This is a genomic window from Paraburkholderia sp. (genome assembly GCF_028283785.1).
Lineage (GTDB): Bacteria > Pseudomonadota > Gammaproteobacteria > Burkholderiales > Burkholderiaceae > Paraburkholderia.
This window is the reverse complement of record NZ_JAPWKB010000019.1, coordinates 1,149,200-1,174,364: the sequence shown is the minus strand read 5'-3', so window position 1 is coordinate 1,174,364 and position 25,165 is coordinate 1,149,200. Positions and strand designations below refer to the sequence as shown.

Genomic DNA, 25,165 nt, shown 5'->3' with positions numbered 1-25,165 from the left:
CTTGATGGTTGGCGTCAAACCGCCGTCAATTGCTGCTGATAACCCTTCAGTACCTCGTCGCGCAGCACGGCCCAGATTTGCGCGTGCAGTTCGACGAAGCGCGGATGTGCGCGAATTTCCGCGACGTCGCGCGGACGCGGCAGGTCGATCGTGAATTCGCCGATCGGATGCGTGCCCGGCCCCGCCGACAACACCACCACGCGGTCCGACATCGAGATCGCTTCGTCGAGATCGTGCGTGATGAACAGCACGGCTTTGCGCTTGGCCGCCCACAGGTCGAGCAGTTCGTTTTCCATCAACTGACGGGTCTGGATATCGAGCGCGGAAAACGGCTCGTCCATCAGGATGATGTCGGGATCGAGAATCAGCGTCTGCGCCATCGCCCACCCGCTTTCGCATGCCGCCCGACAGTTGATGCGGATACCGGTCGCCGAAACCGCCGAGACCCACGCGCTTCAACCATTCGTCGGCACGGGCGCGCGCGTCGGCAGCGGGCACGCCGCGAAACGACAGACCCGCCATTACGTTATCGATCGCGGAGCGCCACGGCATCAGCGCGTCCGCCTGGAACATGTAGCCGGCGCGCCGGTTCAGCCCGGTCAACGGCTCGCCGAACGCGGTGACGGCGCCGGTGGTCGGCGACAGCAAACCCGCGCCGATGTTCAGCAGCGTGGACTTGCCGCAACCGGTCGGCCCGACTACCGACACGAATTCGCCGGGCGCGATCCGCAGCGTCGTATCTTTGACTGCCGTGTAACGCTGCGCGCGGTTCTCCCGCGACGTAAACGTACAGGTGATGTTTTCGAGCGCCAGGGCTGGAACGGTCATCGTGTAGCTCGCTTCTGAAGCGTTGAAACCGGTGAGAAAACGGTGTGAATACACGCGTCCCGACGAGGCTCAGGCCTTCAGCGTCGTCAGTGCTTTTTTCACGAAGTCGTTGGTCCACGCTTTCGACAGATCGATCGGCTTGCCCTGCACCGCCGGATCGAACGTCTGCAAGGTTTTCAGCGACGTTGCGGGGCCGTCGGCGGGCATCAGCCCGTCCGGCGACATTGCTTCCTTCACGTGCTGCCACGCGTCGAGATACAGCGCGCGGTCGCCGAGCAGATAGCCTTCCGGCACGGTGTTGATCAGTTCGCTGCCGGTGGCGCTTTGCAGCCATTTGAGCGCGCGGACCATCGCGTTGGTCAGCGCTTGGGTCGTGTTCGGATTTTTCGTGATGAACGATTGCGACGCGTACAGACAGCCGGCCGGCATGTCGCCGCCGAACACGGTGCGCGTGTCGCTCAGCGTGCGGGTATCGGAGACGACCCGGATTTCGCCGGCGCGTTCGAGCTTGGTCATCACCGGGTCGAGATTCGCGAGCGCGTCGATCTGGCCGGATTGCAGCGCGGCAATCGCACCCGCGCCCGCACCGACGCCGACGAACGCAACGTCTTTCGCGGTCAGACCGGCTTTGGCGAGCACGAAGCTCGCCATGATCGACGTCGACGATCCGGGCGCGGTCACGCCGATTTTCTTGCCCTTCAGATCGGCCACGCTCTTGTAATTCGGCATGGTCTTTTTCGACACGGCCAGCACGATTTGCGGCGCGCGTCCTTGCAGCACGAATTCGCGGAACATCTGCTTTTGCGCCTGCAACAGCAGCGTATGTTCGAACGCGCCGGACACGACGTCCGCGCTGCCGCCGACCGCCGCTTTCAGCGCTTGCGAGCCGCCCGCGAAATCCGAGATTTCGACGTCGAGCCCTTCGTCCTTGAAGAAATTGCGACGCTCGGCGATCGTGAGCGGCAAGTAATAGAAGAGATTTTTGCCGCCGACCGCGATTGCGACTTTCGAGGTTTCGAGTTTGCCGGCCGTGCCTTGTGCAAAGGCGAGCGGCGTGCCCGCGACATTCGCGAGTCCCGCACCGGCGATGGCGGCCGCGCCCGCCAGAAAGCTTCTGCGTTGCATGAATCAGTCTCCAGTTTTTTCTATTTTTGCTACGGCGCCGGCGCTGTTATGCGCGCCGTGCGCCCTGCTCGCTCACACGATCTGCTGTTGATGCAGCCGTGCGATGTGCTGTGCATCATAACCTAGCGAATGAAGGACTTCATCGGTATGTTCACCCAGTTCCGGGCCGAGCCAGCGGGTTTCGCCGGGCGTGGCGGACAGCTTCGGCGTGACGCCCGGCAAGGTGATCTCCTGACCGTCCTGCCACTTGAAACGCTGGATCATCTGGCGCGCGATGAATTGCGGATCTGCGAACATATCGGCGACGCTGAAGATGCGTCCGACCGGGACGTCAGCGGCATTCAGCACGTCGAGTGCTTCGTCGATGGTGCGGGTGGCGAGCCACGCGGCAATCGCGCCGTCGATCTCGGCAGTGCGCGGCACGCGGCCGTCGTTATGCGCGAGCGCGGGATCGTTCGCGAGGTCGTCGCGGTCGATCGCGATCATCAGGCGCCGGAAAATCGGATCGCTATTGCCGCCGATCACAATGCTGCCGTCGCGGCACGGATACGTATTCGACGGCACGATGCCCGGCAACGATGCGCCGGTGCGTTCGCGGACCATGCCGTACACGCCGTATTCGGGCACCACGCTTTCCATCATGTTGAACACCGCTTCGTACAGCGCGACGTCCACGACCTGACCTTTGCCGCCGTTGACCTGCTTGTGATGCAGCGCCATCAACGCGCCGATCACGCCGTGCAGCGCGGCGATCGAGTCGCCGATCGAAATGCCGATGCGCGGCGGCGGCAAGTCGGGATAGCCGGTGATATGTCGCAAGCCGCCCATCGACTCCGCGATCGCGCCAAAACCGGGACGATCGCGATACGGGCCCGTCTGACCGTAGCCGGACAGACGCACCATCACGAGCCCCGGATTTTCCGCCGACAGCACGTCGTAGCCGAGACCGAGTTTTTCGAGCAGACCCGGCCGGAAATTCTCGACGACGATATCGGCTTCTTTCGCGAGGCGTCGAACGATCTCCTTGCCTTCTTCGGCCTTCAGATTGACCGTCACCGATTTCTTGTTGCGCGCCTGCACGGCCCACCACAGCGACGTGCCGCCGACTTCCGGATAGAGCTTGCGCCATTTGCGCAACGGATCGCCGCCCTTCGGGTCTTCGATCTTGATCACGTCCGCACCGAATTCGCCGAGAAAGCGCGCCGCGAACGGACCGGCGATCAGCGTGCCGAGTTCGAGCACCTTGACGCCGGCGAGCGGGCCTGTCGGGGGCGATGCGGTATCTGTAGCGGCTGTCATACGTCTCCTTGCTGTGTTTTTTTACCCGCTACTCGCCAGTCGCCAGTCGCGTCAGAGCGAGCGCCGGTCGAGCATCGCGCGCGCGATCGTGCCCGCGTCCACGTATTCCAGTTCGCCACCGACGGGCACGCCGCGCGCCAGACGCGTCACCGACAAACCGCGCGCCTTCAGGGTTTGGCCGAGATAATGCGCGGTCGCCTCGCCTTCGTTCGTGAAATTGGTCGCAAGCACGACTTCCTTGACGACGCCGTCGGTTGCGCGTCGCACCAGCCGGTCGAAATGGATTTCCTTCGGACCGATGCCGTCGAGCGGACTCAGACGGCCCATCAACACGAAATACAACCCGCGGTATGTCATCGTCTGCTCGAGCATGATCTGGTCGGCAGGCGTTTCGACGACGCAGAGCAACGCCGGGTCACGCTCGTCGTCGAGACAGACTTCGCAAATCTGCGCCTCGGTGAAGGTGTTGCATTTCTCGCAGTGCTGCAGATGTTCCGTGGCGAACAGCAATGATTTGCCGAGCTTTTCCGCGCCTTCGCGATCGTGCTGCATCAGATGGTAAGCCATGCGCTGCGCAGACTTCGGGCCCACGCCGGGGAGCGCGCGGAGTGCTTCGACCAGCGATGACAGGGCGGACGGTTGTTTCATTCGCGGAGCGGGATGTGGGGTTTTGGTTGGTTCGCGCTGGAGCGCGGCGATGGCGCGGTTTTTCGGTTGGTCGAACCGCGCACTTTCCGGTCGGTACGATCGCGCCGAGCCGGCGTCCGGCTCGCCCGGCGGCCCGCCTGGTTCGTCCCTGTGCGGGACCGCACCTACTTTTCTTTGCCGCCGCAAAGAAAAGTAGGCAAAAGAAAGCGGCTCAAAACGCCACTTCGTAGCATGGGCGTAATTTGCTCCGCTTGCTTTTGCCTTTCCGGCCGGCCTTTCTTTTTGGATGCGCCGGGTGACCAGGGTTCATTTTGCCCGCACCGGCCTCGTTGGTCGGTGCGGCGACTGCGGTCTTAGAACGGCAGCTTGAATCCCGGCGGCAACGGCAGACCGGACGTCATGCCGCCCATTTTTTCCTGAGCGGTCGCCTCGGCTTTGCGCACGGCGTCGTTGAAGGCGGCGGCGACCAGATCTTCCAGCATGTCCTTGTCGTCGGCCAGCAGGCTCGGATCGATCGAAACGCGACGCACGTCGTTTTTGCACGTCATCGTCACCTTGACGAGACCGGCACCCGACTGCCCCTCGACTTCGATCAACGCAAGTTGATCCTGCATCTTCTTCATGTTTTCCTGCATCTGCTGAGCTTGCTTCATCAGCCCGGCGAGTTGACCCTTCATCATGGACATGCTCCTTCTTTAAACCGCGTTAAACCTTCGAAATTCGGAACTGGACGCCCCGCGTGATCGCGAAACGTCTGTGCTGTGCGCTGCGCTCAATGCGCGGCCGATGCGCCGCCCTGCGTGCCCTGCACGTCCGCCGACACCGGCCGGATCGAGCCCGGCACGATACTCGCACCAAACTCGCGAATCAACGACTGCACGAACGGGTCGGTGCCGATTTCCCGCTCGGCTTCCTTCTGACGCTGCGCGCGCGCGGCCGCGTCGGCCGCGGCGGCAGTGCGACGCGCCGCGCCGACTTCGACCTGGACCTCGACCGTGCGACCGAGCCGCTCGGCCAGCGCCGTCTTCAGCTTGGCGACCTGCGATGCCTCTGCATATTGCGGCACCGGCACGTTCAGTTTCAACACACCGCCTTCGATCGCCATCAACTCGCTGTTGAACGCGAGCTGGTACGAGATGCCCTTCAGCGCCAGACCGGCGGCGAGCGCCGGCCAGTCGCCGTCGAAACCGATCGCGTCCAGCGCAATGGCGGGCGGCAACGGACGCGCATCGACCACGGCCGGCGCTGCGGCGGGCGCGGACGGCATCCGCACGTCATCGGGACCATCGTCGAACGACGGCATGTAGTTGTCGTCGGGCGAGGCGAAATACGCGTCGTCCGACGCGAGCGGCACGTAGTCGTCGAGCGGAATGTCGTCCCACGGCGGCACGCTGTTGCCCTGCGACTGTGGTTGACTGTTGCGCTGCGCGGGTGCGCGCGAAGGCGCGGCGCCCGACGCTTGATTCGACGCGGCGCTGACGCCACCGTTCTCCGGCGCGGCGCGGCGTGGGCCGTTCGGCGTCGGAACCGGTACGTTCACGCGCGGCGCGGGCGATGCACCGGCGGCGCTCGCGCGGCCACGATCGGACGACACTTTCAGACCGGCGCTACGCAACACATCCAGCGCGGCGCTGGCGCCACCCGCTCGGCGCGGCGCGGCAACGACGGGAGACGGCGCGGCAATAGCCGGCGACGGCGAAGTCGACGCAGCGACCGGCGCGCCGACGCGTAATCCGGGACGGGTCGGCGCGCGCGATGCGGCGGCGTCCGGGGTCGGGGTCGGGATGTCGGCGGGTTCGTTTGCTGCGTTGGGTTCGTCTGCTGCGTCTGCCGTGCTTGATTCGTTTGCTACATTTGCTGCATGGATCGGGCTCGCTTCGACGAGCGGCGTGACTTGCGTCTCGACGCGTTCGGTTTCGGCTAATGCTTCGGCTTCAACCGCGATGGATGCATCGACGGCCGAGGCCGCGCTTGCATCGCCCGATACCGCGACGTCGCTTTCGACGGCGGCGGAATCCCGGACGCTGACTTCGTCCGGACCGCTCGCAGCGCCGTCGAAAGAGACGCCGTTGCTGGACGCGTTTGCGTCCGGCGTAACGGCGTTTGCGTGTTGCGTCGGGATCGCGACGGGCGTCGCGGTCGCCGGTTCGGTCGCGTGGGTCGCCTTGTTCGCCTTGTTCGCGCCCGCGTCATCGTCGATGTTTTGAGCGTTCACATCGCGTCGTGCCGCAACAGAATCGTCCGGCGCCGCGCCCTGCTCAGGCGCAGCAGCTGCCTCGACCACACCCGCCGACGTTTTCGTCGCACTAGCAGGTGTAGCGGATACAGCCGCCGTTTCCGGCGCCGGACCCGCCGCCTGGCGCGCGCCGGTGACATTCTGCGCGGCGGCAACCGCCGCGCCCGCGCTCGACTTCCCGCTACGCGCGACACCCGAAGCACCCGCACGGCCCGTCGCGCCACCCGACGGCGCTGCGCCACCACCGCCGCCCGGCGCCGGTTCGAAGGCGAGCATTCGCAGCAGCGTCATCGTGAAACCGGCGTATTCGTCGGGCGCGAGGCCCAACTCGCTACGGCCGATCGTCGCGATCTGATAGAACAGTTGGACGTGCTCGGCGCTCAGTGCATCGGCAAAACGACGCAGATCCGCCGCTTCCGGCCACTCGTCCAGCACCGACGCCGGCGCGAATTGCGCCCACGCGATCCGGTGCAACAAGCTCGCCAGATCCTGCAACGCGGTCGAGAACGACAGGCTGCGCAACGCCATTTCATCTGCCACCGACAGCACGGCCGCGCCGTCGCCATCGGCCAGCGCGTCGAGCAGACGAATCAGGTAACTTTGATCGAGCGCGCCGAGCATGCCGCGCACCGCTTCTTCCGTCACTTCGTTCGCGGAATAGGCAATGGCCTGATCGGTCAGCGACAACGCATCGCGCATCGAGCCGTCAGCCGCGCGCGCAAGCAGACGCAACGCCTGCGTCTCGTGCGGCACGTGTTCTTCACCGAGAATGTGTTCGAGATGCGTGACGATATGGCCGGCCGGCATCTGCTTCAGATTGAACTGAAGACAGCGCGACAGCACGGTCACGGGAATCTTTTGCGGATCGGTCGTGGCGAGGATGAACTTGACGTGCGCCGGCGGCTCCTCAAGCGTCTTCAACATCGCGTTGAACGCGTGATTGGTGAGCATGTGCACTTCGTCGATCATATAGACCTTGAAGCGCGCATCGACCGGCGCGTACACGGCGCGCTCGAGCAGCGCCGCCATTTCGTCGACGCCGCGATTGCTTGCCGCGTCCATTTCGACGTAATCGACGAATCGGCCTTCATCGATTTCACGGCATGCGCGGCACACGCCGCACGGTGTCGAAGTCACGCCGGTTTCGCAATTGAGCGCTTTCGCGAAAATGCGCGACAGCGTCGTCTTGCCGACACCGCGTGTGCCGGTAAACAGATAGGCATGATGCAGACGGCCGCCGTCGAGCGCGTGCGTGAGCGCGCGCACCACGTGCTCCTGTCCGACGAGCGACGCGAAATCCTTCGGCCGCCATTTGCGTGCGAGAACTTGGTAGGTCATCCGGAAATTGTATCAGTAACAATGCTGTCGAAAGACGAATCGACCGGGCGCGAATTGCGTCTCGCAATCGCGCGTGACCACGGCCTGAAGATGGATGCGACGCAGCAGAATCTCAAGCGTCGAGCCGACGCGCTCCGCTCGAAACCGGCACGCGATTTCAATAGAACGCAAGCGACGACAAAAGCACAAAGCATCAGGCGAAAAGCGCGAGAAAGAATCGGCGAGTGAGCCTGAGAGAGACGGCGACACGCATCGACACAAGAAGCGCGAAACAACGACGGCGCAAACCGCGATGCTAGCGATATTCGGAGAATTTGGAGCTGGGAAAAGTCAGTGAAAACCGACTTGAGGAACAACGATCTGCAACAAGAAATTGCAGAAAAAGGAAGGTGACGAGCCTGACCCTCGGCACTGGTGGAAAACGGCTGTGGCTGCTTCGTTCCCGACCTGACCAGATTGACCGCACCTCCATGCGAGGAGGCCCGTCACGTTGAATTCTAGCATTGGTACGTCCCCGAGCGCCAGCCATTGCTTGCATAACACCTGATAAAAGATTGAACCGCGCCCGCTTGTGTTCTTCGTTGCGGCCTCCAGATACAGTTCGTATCAGCTTTGATGGCGTTATGAATCTTGTCCGTGAGGCATCCATGCAGCGTGCGCAATTCGTTTCGACGCGCGCGTTAGCGGTTGCCAGGAAAGTCCGGAAAGGGCCGCGAAGCGCCTTGCCAGCGGGATCGGCAGCGCCGCTCGCCCTCGTACTATCACCACGGGCAACGCATAGCAATTTAGGCTAAACTGACGTACCGATATCCGCGAGACCAAGTATTCATCGCCTTCCCGGGCTTCTGGCAACATCGTTTCGGGCAGGTTCGCACTTGAGATCGCGGCAATGCGTACAGAAGTTTTTTTAGTCTCTGGTTTATCGTGGCGACCAATTCAGGCATGCCTCGACCCGATAGAGGTATTCATACAATGAGCGAAAACATCAAGCATATTAGCGACGCATCCTTTGAACAGGACGTCGTGAAATCCAGTAAACCCGTGCTGCTCGATTTCTGGGCTGAATGGTGCGGCCCGTGCAAGATGATCGCGCCGATCCTCGACGAAGTCGCCAAGGATTACGCCGATCGCGTGCAAATCGCCAAGATCAATGTCGACGAACACCAATCCACGCCGGTCAAGTTCGGCGTGCGTGGCATCCCGACGCTGATTCTCTTCAAGAACGGCGCAGTGGCCGCAACGAAGGTCGGCGCGTTGTCGAAGTCGCAACTCACCGCGTTCCTCGAAGACCACCTGTAAGCACCCCGGCGCGCACATCGCACGCCCTCCTGCGCATGTTGCCAGTCGGCAACATGCGCAGGCATAAAGATCGGACTGCGCCGCGCAGACAGAATTTTGCGTGTGCTATGCTAGAATCCGCAAAACGTCGAAAAGACGAGTAAGTCCCTGAGCGGTTCCGCTCACTCTCCTCCCAGATTTCATTCAGGTCGCACCTTCTCCTGCGGGTTCTCCGTATGCATTTATCCGAGCTTAAGACTCTGCACGTGTCCGAATTGATCGAGATGGCTAATGGCCTCGAGATCGAAAGTGCGAACCGCCTGCGCAAGCAGGAATTGATGTTCGCTATTCTAAAAAAACGCGCCAAGACCGGCGACACGATTTTCGGTGACGGCACGCTCGAGGTGTTGCCTGACGGCTTCGGTTTCCTGCGCTCGCCCGAGACGTCGTATCTCGCCAGCACGGACGATATTTATATCAGCCCGTCGCAAATTCGTCGTTTCAATCTGCATACCGGCGACACGATCGAAGGTGAAGTGCGCACGCCGAAAGACGGCGAACGCTATTTCGCGCTGGTGAAGGTGGACAAGGTCAATGGCCAGCCGCCGGAAGCGTCGAAGCACAAGATCATGTTCGAAAACCTGACGCCGCTGCACCCGAACAAGGTGCTGCTGCTCGAACGTGAAATGCGCGGCGAAGAAAACGTCACCGGCCGGATCATCGACATGATCGCGCCGATCGGTAAAGGCCAGCGCGGCCTGCTCGTCGCGTCGCCGAAGTCCGGCAAGACCGTGATGCTTCAGCACATCGCCCACGCGATCAAGCAGAACCATCCGGATGTCGTGCTGTTCGTGTTGCTGATCGACGAACGTCCTGAAGAAGTGACCGAAATGCAGCGCTCGGTGGCGGGCGAAGTGATTGCGTCCACCTTCGACGAACCGGCTGCACGTCACGTCCAGGTCGCCGAAATGGTGATCGAAAAAGCAAAGCGCCTCGTCGAAATGAAGAACGACGTGGTCATTCTGCTCGACTCGATCACGCGTCTCGCCCGCGCGTACAACACCGTCGTGCCGGCATCCGGCAAGGTGCTGACGGGCGGTGTCGACGCCAACGCGCTGCAACGTCCGAAGCGCTTCTTCGGCGCAGCGCGCAATATCGAGGAAGGCGGTTCGCTGACCATCATCGGTACGGCGCTGATCGAAACCGGCAGCCGCATGGACGACGTGATCTACGAAGAGTTCAAGGGCACCGGCAACATGGAAGTGCACCTGGAACGTCGTCTCGCTGAAAAGCGCGTCTACCCGTCGATCAACCTGAACAAGTCCGGCACGCGTCGCGAAGAACTGCTGATCAAGCCGGACGTGCTGCAAAAGATCTGGGTGCTGCGCAAGTTCATCCACGACATGGACGAAGTCGAAGCGATGGAATTCCTGCTCGACAAGATCCGTCAGACGAAGAGCAATTCCGAGTTCTTCGACATGATGCGTCGCGGCGGCGGCTAAGCCCGCAACCCAGCGTCGAAAGTCTCGCGCGGCCTGTTTCGACAGGCTCGAAAAACCGCCCCGCATTGCGCCGGGCGGTTTTTTTTCGCCCGCGTTTTCCCGTTTCCACAATCCGCATCCAGCGTCGGCGAAGCCATCAACCTGAACGTGAACGTTCACGTTGAACTATAATTCGCTCCACTCTTTTCGCGTTTCATCGAAGCCCATGTCCAACGACACGCCCACGCTGCTCACCGTGCGCGACGCCGCCGAGCGGCTGAATGTCACGCCGCGCACGCTCAAATATTACGAGGAGCGCGGACTCGTGACGCCCACACGCAGCGAAGGCCGTTACCGTCTCTACGACGAAAACGATCTCGACCGTTTCGCGCGAATCCTGCGACTGCGCTCGCTCGGTTTTTCGCTCGAAGGGATCACGGAAATGTTGAAGCGGCCGATGCAAGCCGTCGAAGGCGGCCGGCGCTTCTCCGACGACTCGTTACGCGAAATCGGCGATGCGCTGCGCGCGCAGGTTCAGGCGCTCGACGCGCGAATCGACGCGATGCGCCGCGAAATGAAAGAAGCGCAAACGCTGAAGGCCGAGCTCGCGCACGACCTGGACTATATCGAGCGACGTCTCGCTGGCGAGAACGCCGAACTGCTGATCCGGCAACGCCGCGAGGAAACCGCCAGAAAACGCGCGCTCGCGACAAAAGCCAGCCAGTCCGCCCGATCCACGAACGCGGCGCCACACGAAGCGGCGAGCGCACCGCCCTCGCCTGCCCGCCCGCAAGCCACCGCGAAACGCGCTCGAAAATCCGCAAAAAATCCGGACGACCCCGCATGAGCACGACGTCGTCAGGCAGGCCGTTATTCAGCGTCGACGCACTGCGCGGCGATTTTTTCCCTTGGGTTCTGGCCGTCGTCACCGGCCTCGATTACTTCGACAACGCGATCTTCTCGTTCTTCGCGAGCTATATCGCGGGCGGGATCAACGCATCGCCGGACGAACTGGTCTGGGCGTCGAGCGCGTATGCAATCGCCGCCGTGCTCGGCATCCTGCAACAACAATGGTGGGTCGAACGGATCGGTTACCGGCGCTACGTAGCCGGCTGCATGCTGCTCTATTCGGCGGGCGCGATTGCCGCCGCCTTGTGCGAAACGTCGATCGAACTCGCCTTCGCACGCGGTTTTCAGGGCTATTTCATCGGTCCGATGATGGGCACCTGCCGCATCCTGATCCAGATCAGTTTCAAGCCCCAGCAGCGTCCGGTGGCAACCCGCGCGTTTCTGATCCTGATCGTGCTCAGCAGTGCACTCGCGCCGCTGATCGGCGGCCAACTGGTCGCGCATTTCGACTGGCGCGCGCTGTTCGCATGCACCGCGCCGGTCGGCGTGCTGTTCGCCGTGCTCGCGATGCTCGCGCTGCCCGATTCCGGCAACCGCCTGCCGGAAGAACGCGGCAGCGGCCACTTCTGGCCGTATCTGATCTTCGCGTTCGCGCAAGGCGCACTGCAGATCGTCATGCAGCAGGTGCGGTTCCAGTTGTTCAGCGCGTCGCCGGGACTGATCTTGCTGACGATCGCCGGTGTCGTCGCGCTTGCATGGTTTGCGTATCAGCAGTGGCATCACCCGTCGCCGCTGGTGCGTCTGCATGCATTTCGCGAAAAAACCTTTCAGGTCGGGCTCGTGCTGTACGTGTTCTATTACTACGAGTCCACGGCCTTCAGTTATCTGATCTCGCGCTTTCTCGAAAGCGGACTCGGCTATCCCGTCGAAAATAGCGGACAGCTGGTCGGCGTGACATCGCTGATCTCGGCGAGCGCATTATTCGTGTACTTCCGTTACGCTAAATTGCTGACGCACAAGAAGTGGATCATCGTGCCGGGCTTCGCGGTGGCAGCGTTCGCCGCACAATGGATGACGCGCATGTCGCCCGGCGTCGGCGAGGCGGCATTGCTCGTGCCGCTGCTGCTGCGCGGGCTGTTGCTGCTGTTTATCGTGTTGCCGGTCGCCAACCTGACCTTCCGGATTTTCGCGATCGAGGAATTCACGCACGGTTACCGGCTCAAGAACATCGTCCGGCAATTGACGATCTCGTTCGCGACGGCGTCGGTCATCATTGTCGAGCAGCATCGTCAGGCGCTGCACGAAAGCCGGCTCGCGGAATTCGCAAATCCGTACAATCCGGTTTTCCAGAACACGCTGGCCACGTTGACGCACGGCTTCGAAGCGGCCGGACGCACGCTCGGCGATGCGCATGCGCTCGCGGTCGTGCAGGTCGGCCGGATGGTCGCGCAGCAGGCCAGCTTTCTGGCGTCGCTCGACGGCTTTCATTTTCTGATCGGCGTGGCAGTGTGCGGCGGCGTGTTTGCCGCGTGGCAAAAACAGATCGACTAGTCGATCGAACCGACTCATCAGCGGCCATCACGATGCTTTCGAAATTCACACACTGGCTCGACACCCGCAAACGCGAACGCGCATTGCGCGATCACGCGATCGACGATGCGCAATGGCAGGCGACGCTCGACAGCCTGCCCTTTCTCGCGCATCTCGACACGCCCGATCTCGCGCGACTGCGCGAAATGAGCAGCCTGTTTCTCGCGCGCAAGGAATTTTCGACCGCGCACGCGCTCGCGCTGACCGACGCGATGACGGTTTCGATCGCCGCGCAGGCGTGTCTGCCGGTGCTGAACCTGGACCTCGACCTGTATCGCGGCTGGGTCGGCGTGATCGTCTATCCGGGCGAGTTCGTGATCCGCAAAACGGTCGAGGACGAAGACGGCGTGGTCCACGAAATCGAGCAGGACGCGAGCGGCGAAGCGTGGGAAGGCGGCCCCGTGGTGCTGTCGTGGGAAGACGCACAGATGACCGACGGCACCGACGCATACAACGTCGTGATCCACGAATTCGCGCACAAGATCGACATGCTGACCGGCGAGGCGAACGGCCATCCGCCGCTGTTTCGTCGCTGGCACGCGCCGCTCGGTCTCGACGCGACCACGTGGGCCGATATTTTCGACACGGCTTACGACCGGTTCTGCACGCGGGTCGATGCGGTGCCCGAGCGGCGCTGGTCGCGCTTCGAACGCGATTCGCTGATCGACCCGTATGCCGCCGATCATCCATCGGAATTTTTTGCCGTATGCAGCGAGGCGCTGTTCGTGCAACCGCATGCATTCGAAGCCGAATATCCGGAGCTTTACCGGTTGCTCGCGCGCTATTACCGGCACGATCCGGCGCGGGTCGGCGTGCTGTCGATACAGGCCGGCTGACGCAGGCGGGAGCGGCGTCGCGGCGAACCGGGAAACCGCCGCCGAGACCACGCGCGATCGCCAGAAATCGCGCTGGAAATTCGTCAAGCAACTGATTTTCTGGCATAATCGCCGTTTTTCGACCTTAGGCAAGTGGCTCGCGCCTAAAGGCCGTCGCGATTCCCGTGGCGGCACGCGGGTTGGCTACCGCCAGATTAAAAGGAAAGACCATGAAAGAAGGCATTCACCCGAATTACCGCGAAGTTCTGTTCATCGATATGTCGATCGACTTCAAGTTCGTGACCCGCTCGACCATCCAGACGCGCGAAACCGGCGAATTCGAAGGCAAGACGTATCCGCTGGCAAAGATCGAAGTGTCGTCGGAATCGCATCCGTTCTACACCGGTCAACAAAAGATCATGGACACGGCTGGCCGCGTCGAGAAGTTCAACAAGAAGTTCGGCACGCGCGCAACCGGCAAGGCAGTCAAGTAATTGCTGCACAGGTCGCCGGCACATCGCCGGCACCGCACCGGGTAGCATCAAAAAAGGGCAGCTTACGCTGCCCTTTTTTATTTGACGCACCACTTTCCAACATTTGCCGCACACGGCGCAATTCCGCGCAATCCGCCGTCCGTCGATGTAACCGGCCTGCCAATGGCGTTGCGGGCCGTTACCATCCGTGACGCGGCGCGTACGGCACGACTACAATGCCGGATGCTTCGAATCGGCCCCTTTGCCGGGCACACTGCCCGCCGCCGCTCGAACCGCTTTCTCCGAAAAAAACCGATCCGCATGAGACCCGTCGTTCGCCTCACTGCCTCCGCGACCAGCGCGCTGCCGCGCTGGCTGCTTCTTGCCATCTGCATTGTCTACGCGTTTTTTGGGCTGTTCGGCCGCGATCCCTGGAAGAACGAGGACGCTGCCGGCTTCGGCGTCATGTGGACGATGGCGAACGGCTCCGCGCACGACTGGATGTTGCCGAACCTCGTCGGTAAATATCTGACCGAAGACGGCCCGCTCGGCTACTGGCTCGGCGCACTGAGCATTCGAGCGTTGTCGCCGTGGGTCGATGCGAGCAATGCGTCGCGCGTCGTCACCGGCTTGCTGTTCTGCGCGGCTTGCGCGTTCGTCTGGTACGCGGCGTATCTGCTCGGCCGCCGCCCGGAAGTCCAGCCGTTCAAATACGCATTCGGCGGTGAACCGGAACCGCGCGACTACGGCCGCACGCTCGCCGACGGCGCGCTGCTGATCCTGCTCGCCTGTTTCGGTCTCGCCGAACGCGGTCACGAAACCACGCCGCAACTCGCGCAGTTCCTGTGCGTCGCGATGCTGTTTTACGGCCTCGTGCGGATGATCGACAGCCCGGTGCAAGGCGCGCTGCTGTGGGGCTGCGGGCTTGGCCTGTTCGCGCTGGCGAGCAACCCCGTGCTGGTCGCCGCGTTGCTGATCGGCACGCTCGCGATGGCGCTGATCGTGCGTGAAGCGCGCTCGCGCTGGCTGCTGCTGGCCGGCTTGCCGGTCGCGCTGGTGCTGGCCGTGTCATGGCCGCTCATCGCGCTCGCCACCTTCCCCGACGACGCCGTCTGGTATCTGAACCAGTGGCTGCACACGAGCCGCGACGCGTTCGCGGGCCCGCCCGGCTGGTCCGCCGACGTCGCCCGTTACGCGCTGAAAAATCTGCCGCTGTTCACCTGGCCTGCGTGGCCGCTCGCGATCTGGGCGTGGTTCAGCTGGGCCGGACTGCGCCGCGCGCCGCACGTGGCGGTGCCGCTGTCGGTGATTGGACCGTTGCTGGTGCTGGTCGTGTTGCAGAGCCACCAGTCGAACCGGCTCTACATGTTGCTGCTGCCCGCGCTCGCCGTGCTCGCGACCTTCGCGTTGCCCACGCTCAAACGCGGCGCGATCAACGCAATCGACTGGTTCGCGCTGCTGAGCTTCACCGGCCTCGGCAGCTTCGTGTGGATCGTCTACATGGCCGGCCTGACCGGCTTTCCGCACCCGATCGCCCGCAACCTCGCGCGACTCGCTCCCGGCTACGTGCCGCAATTCAAGATCCTGTCGTTCGTCTGCGCGGTCGCCGTGACGGTGTGCTGGTTCGCGCTGGTGCGCTGGCGGCTCGCGCGCCATCCGAAGGTTCTGTGGCGCAGCGTCGTGCTGTCGAGCGCCGGCACCACGCTGATGTGGGTCTTGCTGATGACGCTGTGGCTGCCGGTCGTGAACTACAGCCGGACCTACAAGGACGTCGCCGAACAGATCGCCAGCCATCTGCCGGAAGATTACTCGTGCATCTCGCCGGTGCGATTGGGTAATGCGCAGATTGCGACGTTCGCGTATTTCGGCGACATGCACTTCTCGTTCAACGACGACTGCGACGTCATCCTGCGACAGGACACGCAGGATTTCGGCGAGCCGAGCGCCATGCCCGATTTCATGTGGAAGCTGGTCTGGGAAGGCCGCCGCGTCGCCGACCGCGACGAACGGTTCCGCCTGTATGTGCGGATCGACCGGCCGAAGCCGCCCGTCAAGCGCCGTCCGTGGCGAAGCAAGCGGGAGTGACCGTGGCGACGGACGGGCCTGGCGGCGCGCCGGGCGACCTGCTCGCCGACGCACGAAAAATCGCTTCGCTGGCGTGGCCGGTGTTGATCGGCCAACTGGCGATCATCGCGTTCGGCGTGATCGACACCGCGATGGTCGGCCGCTTTTCCGCCACCGATCTCGCCGCGCTCGGCCTGGGTTCGTCGGTGTACATCTCCGTGTACATCGGCCTGACGGGCATCCTCACCGCGCTTCAGCCCATCACCGCGCAACTGTACGGCGCGCGCCGTTACGCCGAGATCGGCGAGGAAGTGCGTCAGTCGTTGTGGCTGGCGTCGGTACTGACGCTGGTCGGCTTCGCGATCCTGTTCTTTCCCGGTCCGCTGCTGCAGATCGCGCACGCGCCCGACGCGCTGCGCGAACGCACCGAAGCGTATCTGCGGATTCTGTCGTTCGGACTGCCCGCGAGCCTCGCGTTTCGCGTCTACAGCTCGGTGACGAACGCGGTCGGCAAGCCGCGCCTCGTGATGATCCTGCAGATCGGCGCCCTGCTTCTCAAATTCCCGCTGAATACCTGGTTCATTTTCGGTGGACTTGGCGTGCCGGCGCTCGGCGGCCCCGGTTGCGCGCTGGCGAGCATCATCATCAACTGGTTGCTGGCGATCGTCGGCATGGCGCTGCTGACGCGCGTGGAGGTGTTTAGCCCGTTCGCGATCTTTTCGCGCTTCTGCTGGCCGGTCTGGCAACGTCAGGCCGCCCAACTCCGGCTCGGCATCCCGATGGGCCTGTCGTACCTGATCGAAGTCACGTCGTACACGTTCATGGCGCTGTTCATTGCACGCTTCGGCACGACGACGCTGGCCGGCCACCAGATTGCAGGCAATCTCGGCGCGGTGCTGTACATGACGCCGCTGTCGATCGGCATTGCCACATCGACGCTGGTTGCGCAGGCGCTCGGCGCGCATCGGCCGCACGCCGCGCGCACGTTGTCGCGCCACGGCATCCTGATGGCCGTCGGCATCGCTGCGATTTACGGGACGATCGTGCTGGTATTGCGTCCGTGGATTATCGAGGGCTATACGCCGAACCCGCAGGTGGCCGCCGCCGCGATGCCGCTCGTGCTGATCGTGGTCTGTTACCACCTGTTCGACGCATTGCAGATCACGACCGCGTTCGTGTTGCGCGCCTACAAGGTCGCCGTGGTGCCGACCGTGATTTACGCGGTGGCACTGTGGGGCGTCGGACTTGGCGGCGGATACGCGCTGGGTTTCGACGTCGGTGGCCTGACGCCGGACTGGTTGACCGGCGCGCGCGGCTTCTGGGTCGCCAATGCAGCCAGCCTCGCGATCGCAGGCGTCGGCCTTGCGCTTTACTGGCGCACCATCAGTCGTCGTCCGATCCGCGACCTCGCGCGCGAAAGCTGATCCACCTGATCTACCACTCTGCCCGGTCATGCCCGGCAAGCCGTCCGGCGAGCCCGTGGCACGGCGTATCGCGCGCGCTTCACACCCGCCCCTAACCTTTGCAACTTTTGCCGACTAAGATACTGAGGATGCGGCGTGCGCAGATGCATCGCCGCGAAGCGCTCGATCCGGCGGCAGGTGCAGAACACAACAAGCAGAAAAGAAAAACCGCACACCGGCACAGCGTTTGCTGAAGCATCTGCGCTGCGTGAGCGATAGGAGGTCGGGTGATGAAAATCTCGACACTGATGATCATGGTGACGTTGTCGGCCTCGTGTTTCGCCACGCCGGTGCATACCGCGCGCGACGCTCGCGTCGACATCGCGATCGAAAATGCCAATGCCGCACCGGTCGCGCCCGCCGCGCCCGATGTCGCCGCGATGGACACGACCCGGCCGCAGCACTGGCAGCACATCGCACTGCCCAAGTCGCGACGGCTCGACCGGATGGCGGGCCGCGCCGAACATCTGCAAACCTGACGCCGCGCACGCAAAACGCACGCAACACCTACCGGCCGCGGTTGTCCGGCATCGACGCGGTTTCGTGCACTTCGCGGATCGGCTCGCGCGCCCGGGCGCACAATGACACCATGACGCCGCCGCGCTCCGGCGCGACCGCGCTGCCGCTTTCCCACCGTCAAGGAGCAATTGAATGAATGGATCGGCCATTCCCGGCGAGTCGATTGAACTTCAGATCGCCGATGTCTTGCGCGAAATCGATTGGCCCGCCAACAAGGATGAAATCGTCGACGCGGCTCGTGACGCAGGCGCAAGTGGCGAAGTCGTCGACATGTTCGACGGCTTGCCCGAACAGGATTACGCGGACGGCGGCGCGGTGTTACGGTTGATCGGCAGCAATTTCGGGCCGGGATTGTCGTCGTAACGCAGTGAAAACGCCCGAGCGCCGTGCGTCGCACGACGTTCGGGCCCGGCACACGCCTAGATCTCCGTCGAAGCCTCTTCACGCAGCCGTGACGCGTCGTTGCGCGTCGCGTTCCGCGATGATGTGCGCTGCGGCACCTCCAACGGTCCTTCCGCCTCCGCCCCGCTTTGTGTACGCGTCCAGTGCGCGGCGCTCGCGTCGCGACTGCGCGCAAAATGGTCGACCAGATGGTCGATAAAGGTCCGCACTTTCGCCGGCAGATGATGACGACTCGGATACGCAATCGTCACGTCGATCTGGGGCAGCTGATAGTCGGTCAGCACGCGCACCAGCCGTCCGCGCTCCAGATCGCGCTCGATCAGATAACTCGGCAAAATCGCGACGCCCATCCCCAGCAGCGCCAGTTGCCGCAGCATTTCCGTGTTGTTCACGACGATCACGTTGCTCGGCCGCACCCGCGTTTCGCCTTGCGGGCCGGTGAACACGCGCTCGTCGCCGCCATGTTCGGCGGGCAGGCTCAGGCACGCGTGCGCGGTCAGATCGTCGGGACGGGCGAGCGCGCCGTGCTTCTGCAGGTACGCGGGCGTCGCGCACACGGTCATCCAGCCGGTCGTCAGACGGCGCGTGACGATGCTCGCGCTGCGCATGTGACGCGTAATCAATATTCCGACGTCGTAGCCCTCTTCGACCAGATCGACAGGCCGGTCGACCAGCGTGACGTCCGGCACGACGTTCGGATAGCGCTCGGTATAGGCCTGCAAGACCGGCGCGAAATGGTTCAGCCCGAACACCATCGGCGCGACGATCCGCAACGTACCGACCGGTTCGTGATTGCGCGCGACGACCATCTGCTCGACGCCTTCGAGGTCGTCGAGAATCGGCCGCACGCGATCCAGATACACGCGCCCCGATTCCGTCAGCGACAGACTACGCGTCGTGCGATTCAGCAGCCGCGTGCCGAGCCGGTCTTCGAGGTCGGCGACGTGCCGCGTAATCACCGCGGTGGATAGGCCGAGCGTACCGGCGGTTCGGGCAAAACTGCCCAGGTCGGCGACTTTCACGAACACGCGCATCGACTGCAAGGGATTCATGGCGACTCCTGGCGCTTTCGCCCGGCACGACATTCGCGCCACGGCTACGTTCTGTCCAATGAAATGGATTGTAAAGAGCACCCGGTGACGCAACCCTGACCCGAAAATGACAATGCGGTCAGGTTCGCCGTGGCAAACCCGATACACATGCTTTTAACCATCTAGGTATAAACCCTAGTGCTGCGGTATCATTCGTCCTGAAAAGGAACCATGACCATGCCGCAACGTTTTCAGGTACTCGAAAGAATCGCTTTTTCGCTGGTGGTGATGTCGGCGGTGTTTTGCTCGGCGTTTATCGCGTGGGAAAGCAACCCGGATCTGCAGGCCACGTGCAAAACCGTGCTGCAATTGACTGGCGAATACTCGTCGGTGTGCATCGCGGCGTCGAACGACCCGTGTGCGCAACTGCCGGTGGAATGACGCGCCACCTCGCGTAATACCGTATTCCGCAGGGCCGCAGGCCGCGTTCGGCCTCAGCCCTCGCTGCCGCGCGAATAGACCACGCGCGCAAAAAACTCCGCAAGTACCGCTTGCGCCGCTTCAGCCGGCACATTGGCGGGATCGACCGTGTAAAAGAACTGCACGCCGTCGCACAACCCCATCAAACCCAGCGCCAGTTTTTCCGCCGGCATGGTCAGCGGCGTGCCCGCGCGCGCCGAAAATTCACGGATATACGCAGCCAGCTGTTCCTGCTTCTCGTGCATGAACGCATTGAAGCGCGTGCGGAAACGTCCGTCGCGGACCGCCAGCAGCTTCGCCTCGACCCACAGCAAAAAACATTTGTTCTCACGATGCAGATTCGCGTAGTAGGTCAGCACGCGCGTCTCCAGCTCTTCGCGCGTCGCGCCTTCGGTGAAGATCGCATCGAGCCCCGCCTGCATCACTTCGTGATCGCGGCGCAGCAGTTCCAGGAATAACTCGGGTTTGCTGCTGAAGTTCGAATAGAACGCGCCGCGCGTATAACCGGCCGCCTCGGCGATATCTTCGACGCTGGTCGCGACGAAGCCTTTCTTCATAAAAATAGGTTTTGCAGCATCGAGCAGACGCTCGCGCGTCTGGTCTTTGCTCTGCTCGCGTGTGAGTCTCTGACGTTTCATCCGCGCAGTTTAGCATCGGCCGCATCGCAATTCAGCCTCGCATTCAGATACACACCTGTATTAGAATTCATTGCGTCATCTCCATGCGGGGGTCTTGTGAAGCGTTCCGGTTTCAGTACTACGCGTCGGCTATCGCACGCGTTGCGCACTCAGTCTGGCAGCAGTTTTCCTTCGTCGTTGCGCGCGGTGTTGCGTACCGCGCTGACGTTCATCGCAGGTCCCGCGCGGGCGCCGGTTTTGCGTCCGCTACCCGCCATGCTGCTCGCCAGCGCGGCGCTGCTCGCCGCCTGCCATCGCAATGAAGCGCCAGCGCCCGCGCCGCGTCCGGTCGTCGCCGTGGCCGTGCATCCGGATCGCGGCGGCGTGTCGTTCGCGTCGTCGTTGCCCGGCGAAGTGCAGGCCCGCTATACGACGCCGCTCGGTTTTCGCGTCAACGGCAAGATCATCGAACGGCGCGTGCGGCTCGGCGACACCGTGAAAAACGGCCAGATCGTCGCGCGGATCGATCCCGCCGACGCGCAGAAAAACGCCGGCAGCGCGCAAGCGCAGCTCGACGCCGCGCAACACCGGCTGGTGTTCGCGAAACAGCAGCTCGACCGCGATCAGGCGCAGGCGAAGGAAAACCTGATTTCCGCCGCGCAACTCGAACAGACCACGGATTCCTACGCGTCGGCGCTCGCCGGTCGCGATCAGGCCGCGCAGCAAGCCGCGCTCGCGAAAGATCAGTTGCAGTACACCAACCTCGTCGCCGATCACGCGGGCGTGATCACCGCCGAAAAAGCCGACACCGGACAGGTCGTGTCGGCCGGCGATCAGGTCTACGCGCTCGCATGGAGCGGCGATGTCGACGTCGTCTGCGACGTGCCGGAAAGCGCGTTGACGGCGCTGTCGGTCGGCCAAATGGCGACTATCCAGCTGCCCGCGCTGCCGGGCCGCACCTTCACCGCCCGCGTGCGCGAAGTGTCGCCCGCCGCCGACGCGCAAAGCCGCACCTACCGCGCCAAACTCACGCTCGAACAACCCGGCCCCGACGTGCGCCTCGGCATGACCGCGAGCGTCGCGCTCACGCCCACCGCCAACGCCGCGCAAGCGGCTGCCGCATCGTTCACGCTGCCCGCCACCGCGCTGTTCCACGACGGCAACGCGCCCGCCGTGTGGATCGTGCGCCCGGGCGACGACGCACTCGAATTGCGTCGCGTGCAGGTGGTTCGTTACGACGAACGCACCGTCGCGTTGAGCGGCGGCCTCAAGGACGGCGAACGCGTCGTGCTGCAAGGCGTGCACACGGTCAGCGCCGGCGAGAAAGTCCGCGCAATCGCGCCGCTGCATCCCGAGGATTTCGCGTCATGAGCACGCCCGGCACGCATCGCGGCGCCTCCACCGATACGGCAGATACCGCAGCCGCCCATCCGGCCAGCCAGAACGCTCAGGAGCCCGGCCACGGTCACGACGAAGGCCGTTTCAACCTGTCGGCGTGGGCGCTGCGCCATCAGGCGCTGGTGGTGTTCCTGATCACGCTCGCCACGCTGTTCGGCATCCTCGCGTACACGAAACTCGCGCAATCGGAAGACCCGCCGTTTACGTTTCGGGTGATGGTGATCCGCACGTTCTGGCCCGGCGCGACCGCGCGGCAGATGCAGGAGCAGATCACCGACCGGATCGGCCGCAAGTTGCAGGAAACGCCCGCCGTCGATTTCCTGCGCAGCTATTCGCGTCCCGGCGAATCGCTGATGTTCTTCACGATGAAAGACTCCGCGCCGGTCAAGGATGTGCCGGAAACCTGGTATCAGGTGCGCAAGAAAGTCGGCGACATTGCCGCCACGATGCCGTCGGGCGTGCAAGGGCCGTTCTTCAACGACGAGTTCGGCGACGTCTACACCAACATGTACACGCTCGAAGGCGACGGCTTTTCCGCCGCGCAACTGCACGACTACGCGGACCAGTTGCGCACCGTACTGCTGCGCGTGCCGGGCGTCGGCAAAGTCGATTACTTCGGCGACCCCGACCAGCACGTGTATATCGAAGTCACCAACACGCAGCTGACACGGCTGAACATCTCGCCGCAGCAACTCGCGCAGGCGATCAACACGCAAAACGGCGTCGACGCGGCCGGCACGATGACCACCTTCGACGATCGCGTGTTCGTGCGTCCGGGCGGCCAGTTCGGCGACGTGAAAGCGCTCGCCGACACGCTGATCCGTATCAACGGCCGCTCGTTCCGGCTCGGCGACATCGCGACCATCAAGCGCGGTTACGACGATCCGGTCGCCACGCAGATGCGCTTTCAGGGCAAGCCCGTGCTCGGCATCGGCGTGACGATGCAACCCGGCGGCGACGTGATCGCGCTCGGCAAGCAACTGGACGCGTCCACGACCCGATTGCGCGCGATGTTGCCTGCCGGCCTGAAGCTGGTCGAAGTGTCGAGCATGCCGCACGCGGTCGCGCACTCGGTCGACGACTTCCTCGAAGCGGTTGCCGAGGCCGTCGCGATCGTGCTGGTCGTGAGCCTCGTGTCGTTGGGCGTGCGCACCGGCATGGTGGTCGTGATCTCGATTCCGGTCGTGCTGTCGGTGACGGCGCTGTTCATGTATCTGTTCGATATCGGTCTGCACAAGGTGTCGCTCGGCACGCTGGTGCTCGCGCTCGGCCTGCTGGTCGACGACGCGATCATCGCTGTCGAGATGATGGCGGTGAAACTCGAACAGGGCTGGAACCGCACGCGCGCCGCGGCATTCGCGTACACCAGCACCGCGTTTCCGATGCTGACGGGCACGCTCGTGACCGTGTCCGGATTCCTGCCCATCGCGCTCGCCAAATCGAGTACCGGCGAATACACGCGCTCCATTTTCGAGGTGTCCGCGATCGCGCTGATCGCGTCGTGGCTCGCGGCGGTCGTGCTGATTCCGTTGCTCGGCTATCACCTGTTGCCGGAGCGCAAGCGTCAGGCGCACGAAACCCATCTGCCCGACGATCACGAACACGATATCTACGACACGCGCTTCTACACGCGTCTGCGCGGCTGGATCGGCTGGTGCGTCGAGCGGCGCTGGATCGTGCTGGCCATTACCGTCGTGCTGTTCGTCGTCGCGCTGGGTGGTTTCTCGGTGATTCCGCAGCAGTTCTTCCCGAGTTCCGACCGGCCCGAGTTGCTGGTGGACGTACGCCTGCAGGAAGGCGCGTCGTTCGATGCCACGTTGCGGCAGGCGCAGCGCCTCGAAAAAGTACTGGAAGGCCGCCCCGAGATCGATCACACGATCGACTTCGTCGGCACCGGCGCGCCGCGTTTTTATCTGCCGCTCGACCAGCAGTTGCCGACGCCGAACTTTCGCGCAGTTCGTCATCACCGCGAAGTCCGTGAAGGATCGCGAGAAGCTCGCGCAATGGCTCGAACCGACGTTGCGCGACCAGTTCCCGGCGATTCGCACGCGGCTGTCGCGGCTTGAAAACGGGCCGCCGGTCGGCTATCCGGTGCAGTTCCGCGTCAGCGGCGACGACATCGCGACCGTGCGTTCGATCGCCGATCGCGTCGCGGCGACGATGCGCGCGGATTCGCGCACGACCAACGTGCAGTTCGACTGGGACGAGCCGTCCGAGCGCTCGGTCAGCTTCGACGTCGATCAGAAAAAGGCCCGCGAACTCGGCGTGAGTTCGGCCGACGTGTCGAGCTTCCTCGCGATGACGCTGTCCGGCTACACGGTCACGCAGTATCGCGAGCGCGACAAGCTGATCAGCGTGGATCTGCGAGCGCCGAAAAGCGAGCGCGTCGATCCGGCAAAACTGATGTCGCTGGCGATGCCGACGCCGAACGGCCCGGTGCCGCTCGCCACGCTCGGCCATCTGCGGAACGACCTCGAATACGGCGTGATCTGGGAACGCGACCGTCAACCGACCATCACCGTGCAATCCGACGTGAAAGCCGGCGCGCAAGGCATCGACGTCACGCATGGCGTGGACGGTGCGCTCGCGGAGATTCGCAAGAGTCTGCCGGTCGGCTATAGGATCGAGATCGGCGGGTCGGTCGAGGAAAGCGCGAAGGGACAAACCTCGATCAACGCGCAAATGCCGATCATGATCATCGCCGTGCTGGTGTTGCTGATGATCCAGTTGCAGAGTCTGTCGCGCGTGCTGATGGTGGTGCTGACCGCGCCGCTCGGGCTGATCGGCGTGGTGCTGACGCTGCTGCTGTTCGGTCAGCCGTTCGGCTTCGTCGCGATGCTCGGCGTGATCGCGATGTTCGGGATCATCATGCGCAATTCGGTGATCCTGGTCGATCAGATCGAACAGGATATCGGCGCGGGTCACAAGCGGTTCGACGCGATCGTCGGCGCGACAGTGCGACGGTTCCGTCCCATTACGCTGACCGCCGCCGCCGCCGTGCTCGCGCTGATTCCGCTGCTGCGTTCGAACTTCTTCGGCCCGATGGCAACCGCGTTGATGGGCGGCATCACGAGCGCGACCGTGTTGACGTTGTTCTATCTGCCCGCGCTGTACGCCGCGTGGTTCAGGGTCCGCAAGGACGAGCGCGAGCCGCCTTCGTCCGGTTCGGCATCCGGGTCGGGTACCGGCACGGGTCCGGCGCTGCCCTCGCCTGCGCATACGGGGAATTGA

Annotated in this window: 18 protein-coding genes, 1 other RNA gene and 3 pseudogenes; 13 read left to right on the top strand and 9 right to left on the bottom strand. The window is 63.4% G+C overall.

Annotation, left to right across the window (positions count from 1 at the left end):
- Positions 1-14 precede the first annotated feature (14 nt).
- The 7 genes and pseudogenes from PW947_RS27530 to ffs form a co-directional block, all read right to left on the bottom strand.
- Positions 15-828 (bottom strand): annotated as a pseudogene (locus PW947_RS27530) (ABC transporter ATP-binding protein).
- A gap of 69 nt (positions 829-897) precedes the next feature.
- Entirely contained in the window at positions 898-1,953 is a 1,056-nt protein-coding gene (locus PW947_RS27525) for an ABC transporter substrate-binding protein (RefSeq protein ID WP_299635523.1), read from the bottom strand.
- Positions 1,954-2,025: 72 nt separating this feature from the next.
- Positions 2,026-3,252, bottom strand: coding sequence for a CaiB/BaiF CoA-transferase family protein (locus PW947_RS27520; RefSeq protein WP_299635521.1), 1,227 nt, complete (start codon positions 3,250-3,252; stop codon positions 2,026-2,028).
- 51 nt (positions 3,253-3,303) lie between these two features.
- Complete coding sequence (gene recR, locus PW947_RS27515; RefSeq protein ID WP_299635520.1) at positions 3,304-3,900, bottom strand: recombination mediator RecR; 597 nt, start codon at positions 3,898-3,900, stop codon at positions 3,304-3,306.
- Between the two features lie 353 nt (positions 3,901-4,253).
- Entirely contained in the window at positions 4,254-4,580 is a 327-nt protein-coding gene (locus tag PW947_RS27510; protein WP_133648934.1) for a YbaB/EbfC family nucleoid-associated protein, read from the bottom strand.
- A 92-nt stretch (positions 4,581-4,672) separates the two neighbouring features.
- Positions 4,673-7,474 (bottom strand): DNA polymerase III subunit gamma/tau, encoded by a 2,802-nt coding sequence (dnaX, locus tag PW947_RS27505; protein ID WP_299635519.1) that lies wholly within the window; start codon positions 7,472-7,474, stop codon positions 4,673-4,675.
- A 388-nt stretch (positions 7,475-7,862) separates the two neighbouring features.
- Positions 7,863-7,961, bottom strand: an RNA gene (ffs, locus tag PW947_RS27500) — signal recognition particle sRNA small type.
- 485 nt (positions 7,962-8,446) lie between these two features.
- On the opposite strand from ffs, the gene trxA reads away from it, so the two are divergent.
- From trxA to PW947_RS27450, 10 genes are all read left to right on the top strand, one after another.
- On the top strand, positions 8,447-8,773 hold the full coding sequence (trxA, locus tag PW947_RS27495) for a thioredoxin TrxA (RefSeq protein WP_299635518.1): 327 nt from the start codon (positions 8,447-8,449) through the stop codon (positions 8,771-8,773).
- Between the two features lie 215 nt (positions 8,774-8,988).
- Positions 8,989-10,254, top strand: coding sequence for a transcription termination factor Rho (rho, locus tag PW947_RS27490; RefSeq protein WP_299635517.1), 1,266 nt, complete (start codon positions 8,989-8,991; stop codon positions 10,252-10,254).
- A 205-nt stretch (positions 10,255-10,459) separates the two neighbouring features.
- Positions 10,460-11,080, top strand: coding sequence for a MerR family transcriptional regulator (locus PW947_RS27485; RefSeq protein ID WP_299635516.1), 621 nt, complete (start codon positions 10,460-10,462; stop codon positions 11,078-11,080).
- On the top strand, positions 11,077-12,633 hold the full coding sequence (locus PW947_RS27480) for an MFS transporter (protein ID WP_299635515.1): 1,557 nt from the start codon (positions 11,077-11,079) through the stop codon (positions 12,631-12,633). Before PW947_RS27485 ends, PW947_RS27480 begins: the two co-directional genes overlap by 4 nt.
- 32 nt (positions 12,634-12,665) lie before the next feature.
- On the top strand, positions 12,666-13,508 hold the full coding sequence (locus tag PW947_RS27475) for a M90 family metallopeptidase (RefSeq protein WP_299635514.1): 843 nt from the start codon (positions 12,666-12,668) through the stop codon (positions 13,506-13,508).
- A gap of 209 nt (positions 13,509-13,717) precedes the next feature.
- Positions 13,718-13,981 carry a type B 50S ribosomal protein L31 gene (locus PW947_RS27470; RefSeq protein ID WP_299635513.1) on the top strand — a complete coding sequence of 88 codons (264 nt, stop codon included), beginning with the start codon at positions 13,718-13,720 and terminating at the stop codon, positions 13,979-13,981.
- A gap of 300 nt (positions 13,982-14,281) precedes the next feature.
- Complete coding sequence (locus PW947_RS27465) at positions 14,282-16,045, top strand: glycosyltransferase family 39 protein (protein ID WP_299635512.1); 1,764 nt, start codon at positions 14,282-14,284, stop codon at positions 16,043-16,045.
- 38 nt (positions 16,046-16,083) lie between these two features.
- On the top strand, positions 16,084-17,448 hold the full coding sequence (locus PW947_RS27460; protein ID WP_299636048.1) for an MATE family efflux transporter: 1,365 nt from the start codon (positions 16,084-16,086) through the stop codon (positions 17,446-17,448).
- A 269-nt stretch (positions 17,449-17,717) separates the two neighbouring features.
- Positions 17,718-17,966, top strand: coding sequence for a hypothetical protein (locus PW947_RS27455; protein ID WP_299635511.1), 249 nt, complete (start codon positions 17,718-17,720; stop codon positions 17,964-17,966).
- A gap of 172 nt (positions 17,967-18,138) precedes the next feature.
- Positions 18,139-18,369 (top strand): DUF2795 domain-containing protein, encoded by a 231-nt coding sequence (locus PW947_RS27450; RefSeq protein WP_299635510.1) that lies wholly within the window; start codon positions 18,139-18,141, stop codon positions 18,367-18,369.
- A gap of 203 nt (positions 18,370-18,572) precedes the next feature.
- Here PW947_RS27450 and PW947_RS27445 read toward each other — a convergent pair.
- A pseudogene (locus PW947_RS27445) lies at positions 18,573-19,460 on the bottom strand (LysR family transcriptional regulator); the annotation flags it as partial.
- Positions 19,461-19,676: 216 nt separating this feature from the next.
- Here PW947_RS27445 and PW947_RS27440 point away from each other — a divergent pair.
- Positions 19,677-19,880 (top strand): hypothetical protein, encoded by a 204-nt coding sequence (locus tag PW947_RS27440; RefSeq protein ID WP_299635508.1) that lies wholly within the window; start codon positions 19,677-19,679, stop codon positions 19,878-19,880.
- 53 nt (positions 19,881-19,933) lie between these two features.
- Here the strand turns inward: PW947_RS27440 and PW947_RS27435 are convergent, their stop codons facing one another.
- Positions 19,934-20,557, bottom strand: a complete 624-nt coding sequence (locus PW947_RS27435) for a TetR/AcrR family transcriptional regulator (RefSeq protein WP_299635507.1) — start codon at positions 20,555-20,557, stop codon at positions 19,934-19,936.
- A 255-nt stretch (positions 20,558-20,812) separates the two neighbouring features.
- Between PW947_RS27435 and PW947_RS27430 the strand changes: the two genes are divergently transcribed.
- Both PW947_RS27430 and PW947_RS27425 read left to right on the top strand, forming a co-directional pair.
- A complete protein-coding gene (locus PW947_RS27430; RefSeq protein ID WP_299636046.1) occupies positions 20,813-21,907 on the top strand; it encodes an efflux RND transporter periplasmic adaptor subunit in 1,095 nt (364 codons plus the stop codon).
- A gap of 116 nt (positions 21,908-22,023) precedes the next feature.
- Positions 22,024-25,165, top strand: a pseudogene (locus PW947_RS27425) (efflux RND transporter permease subunit).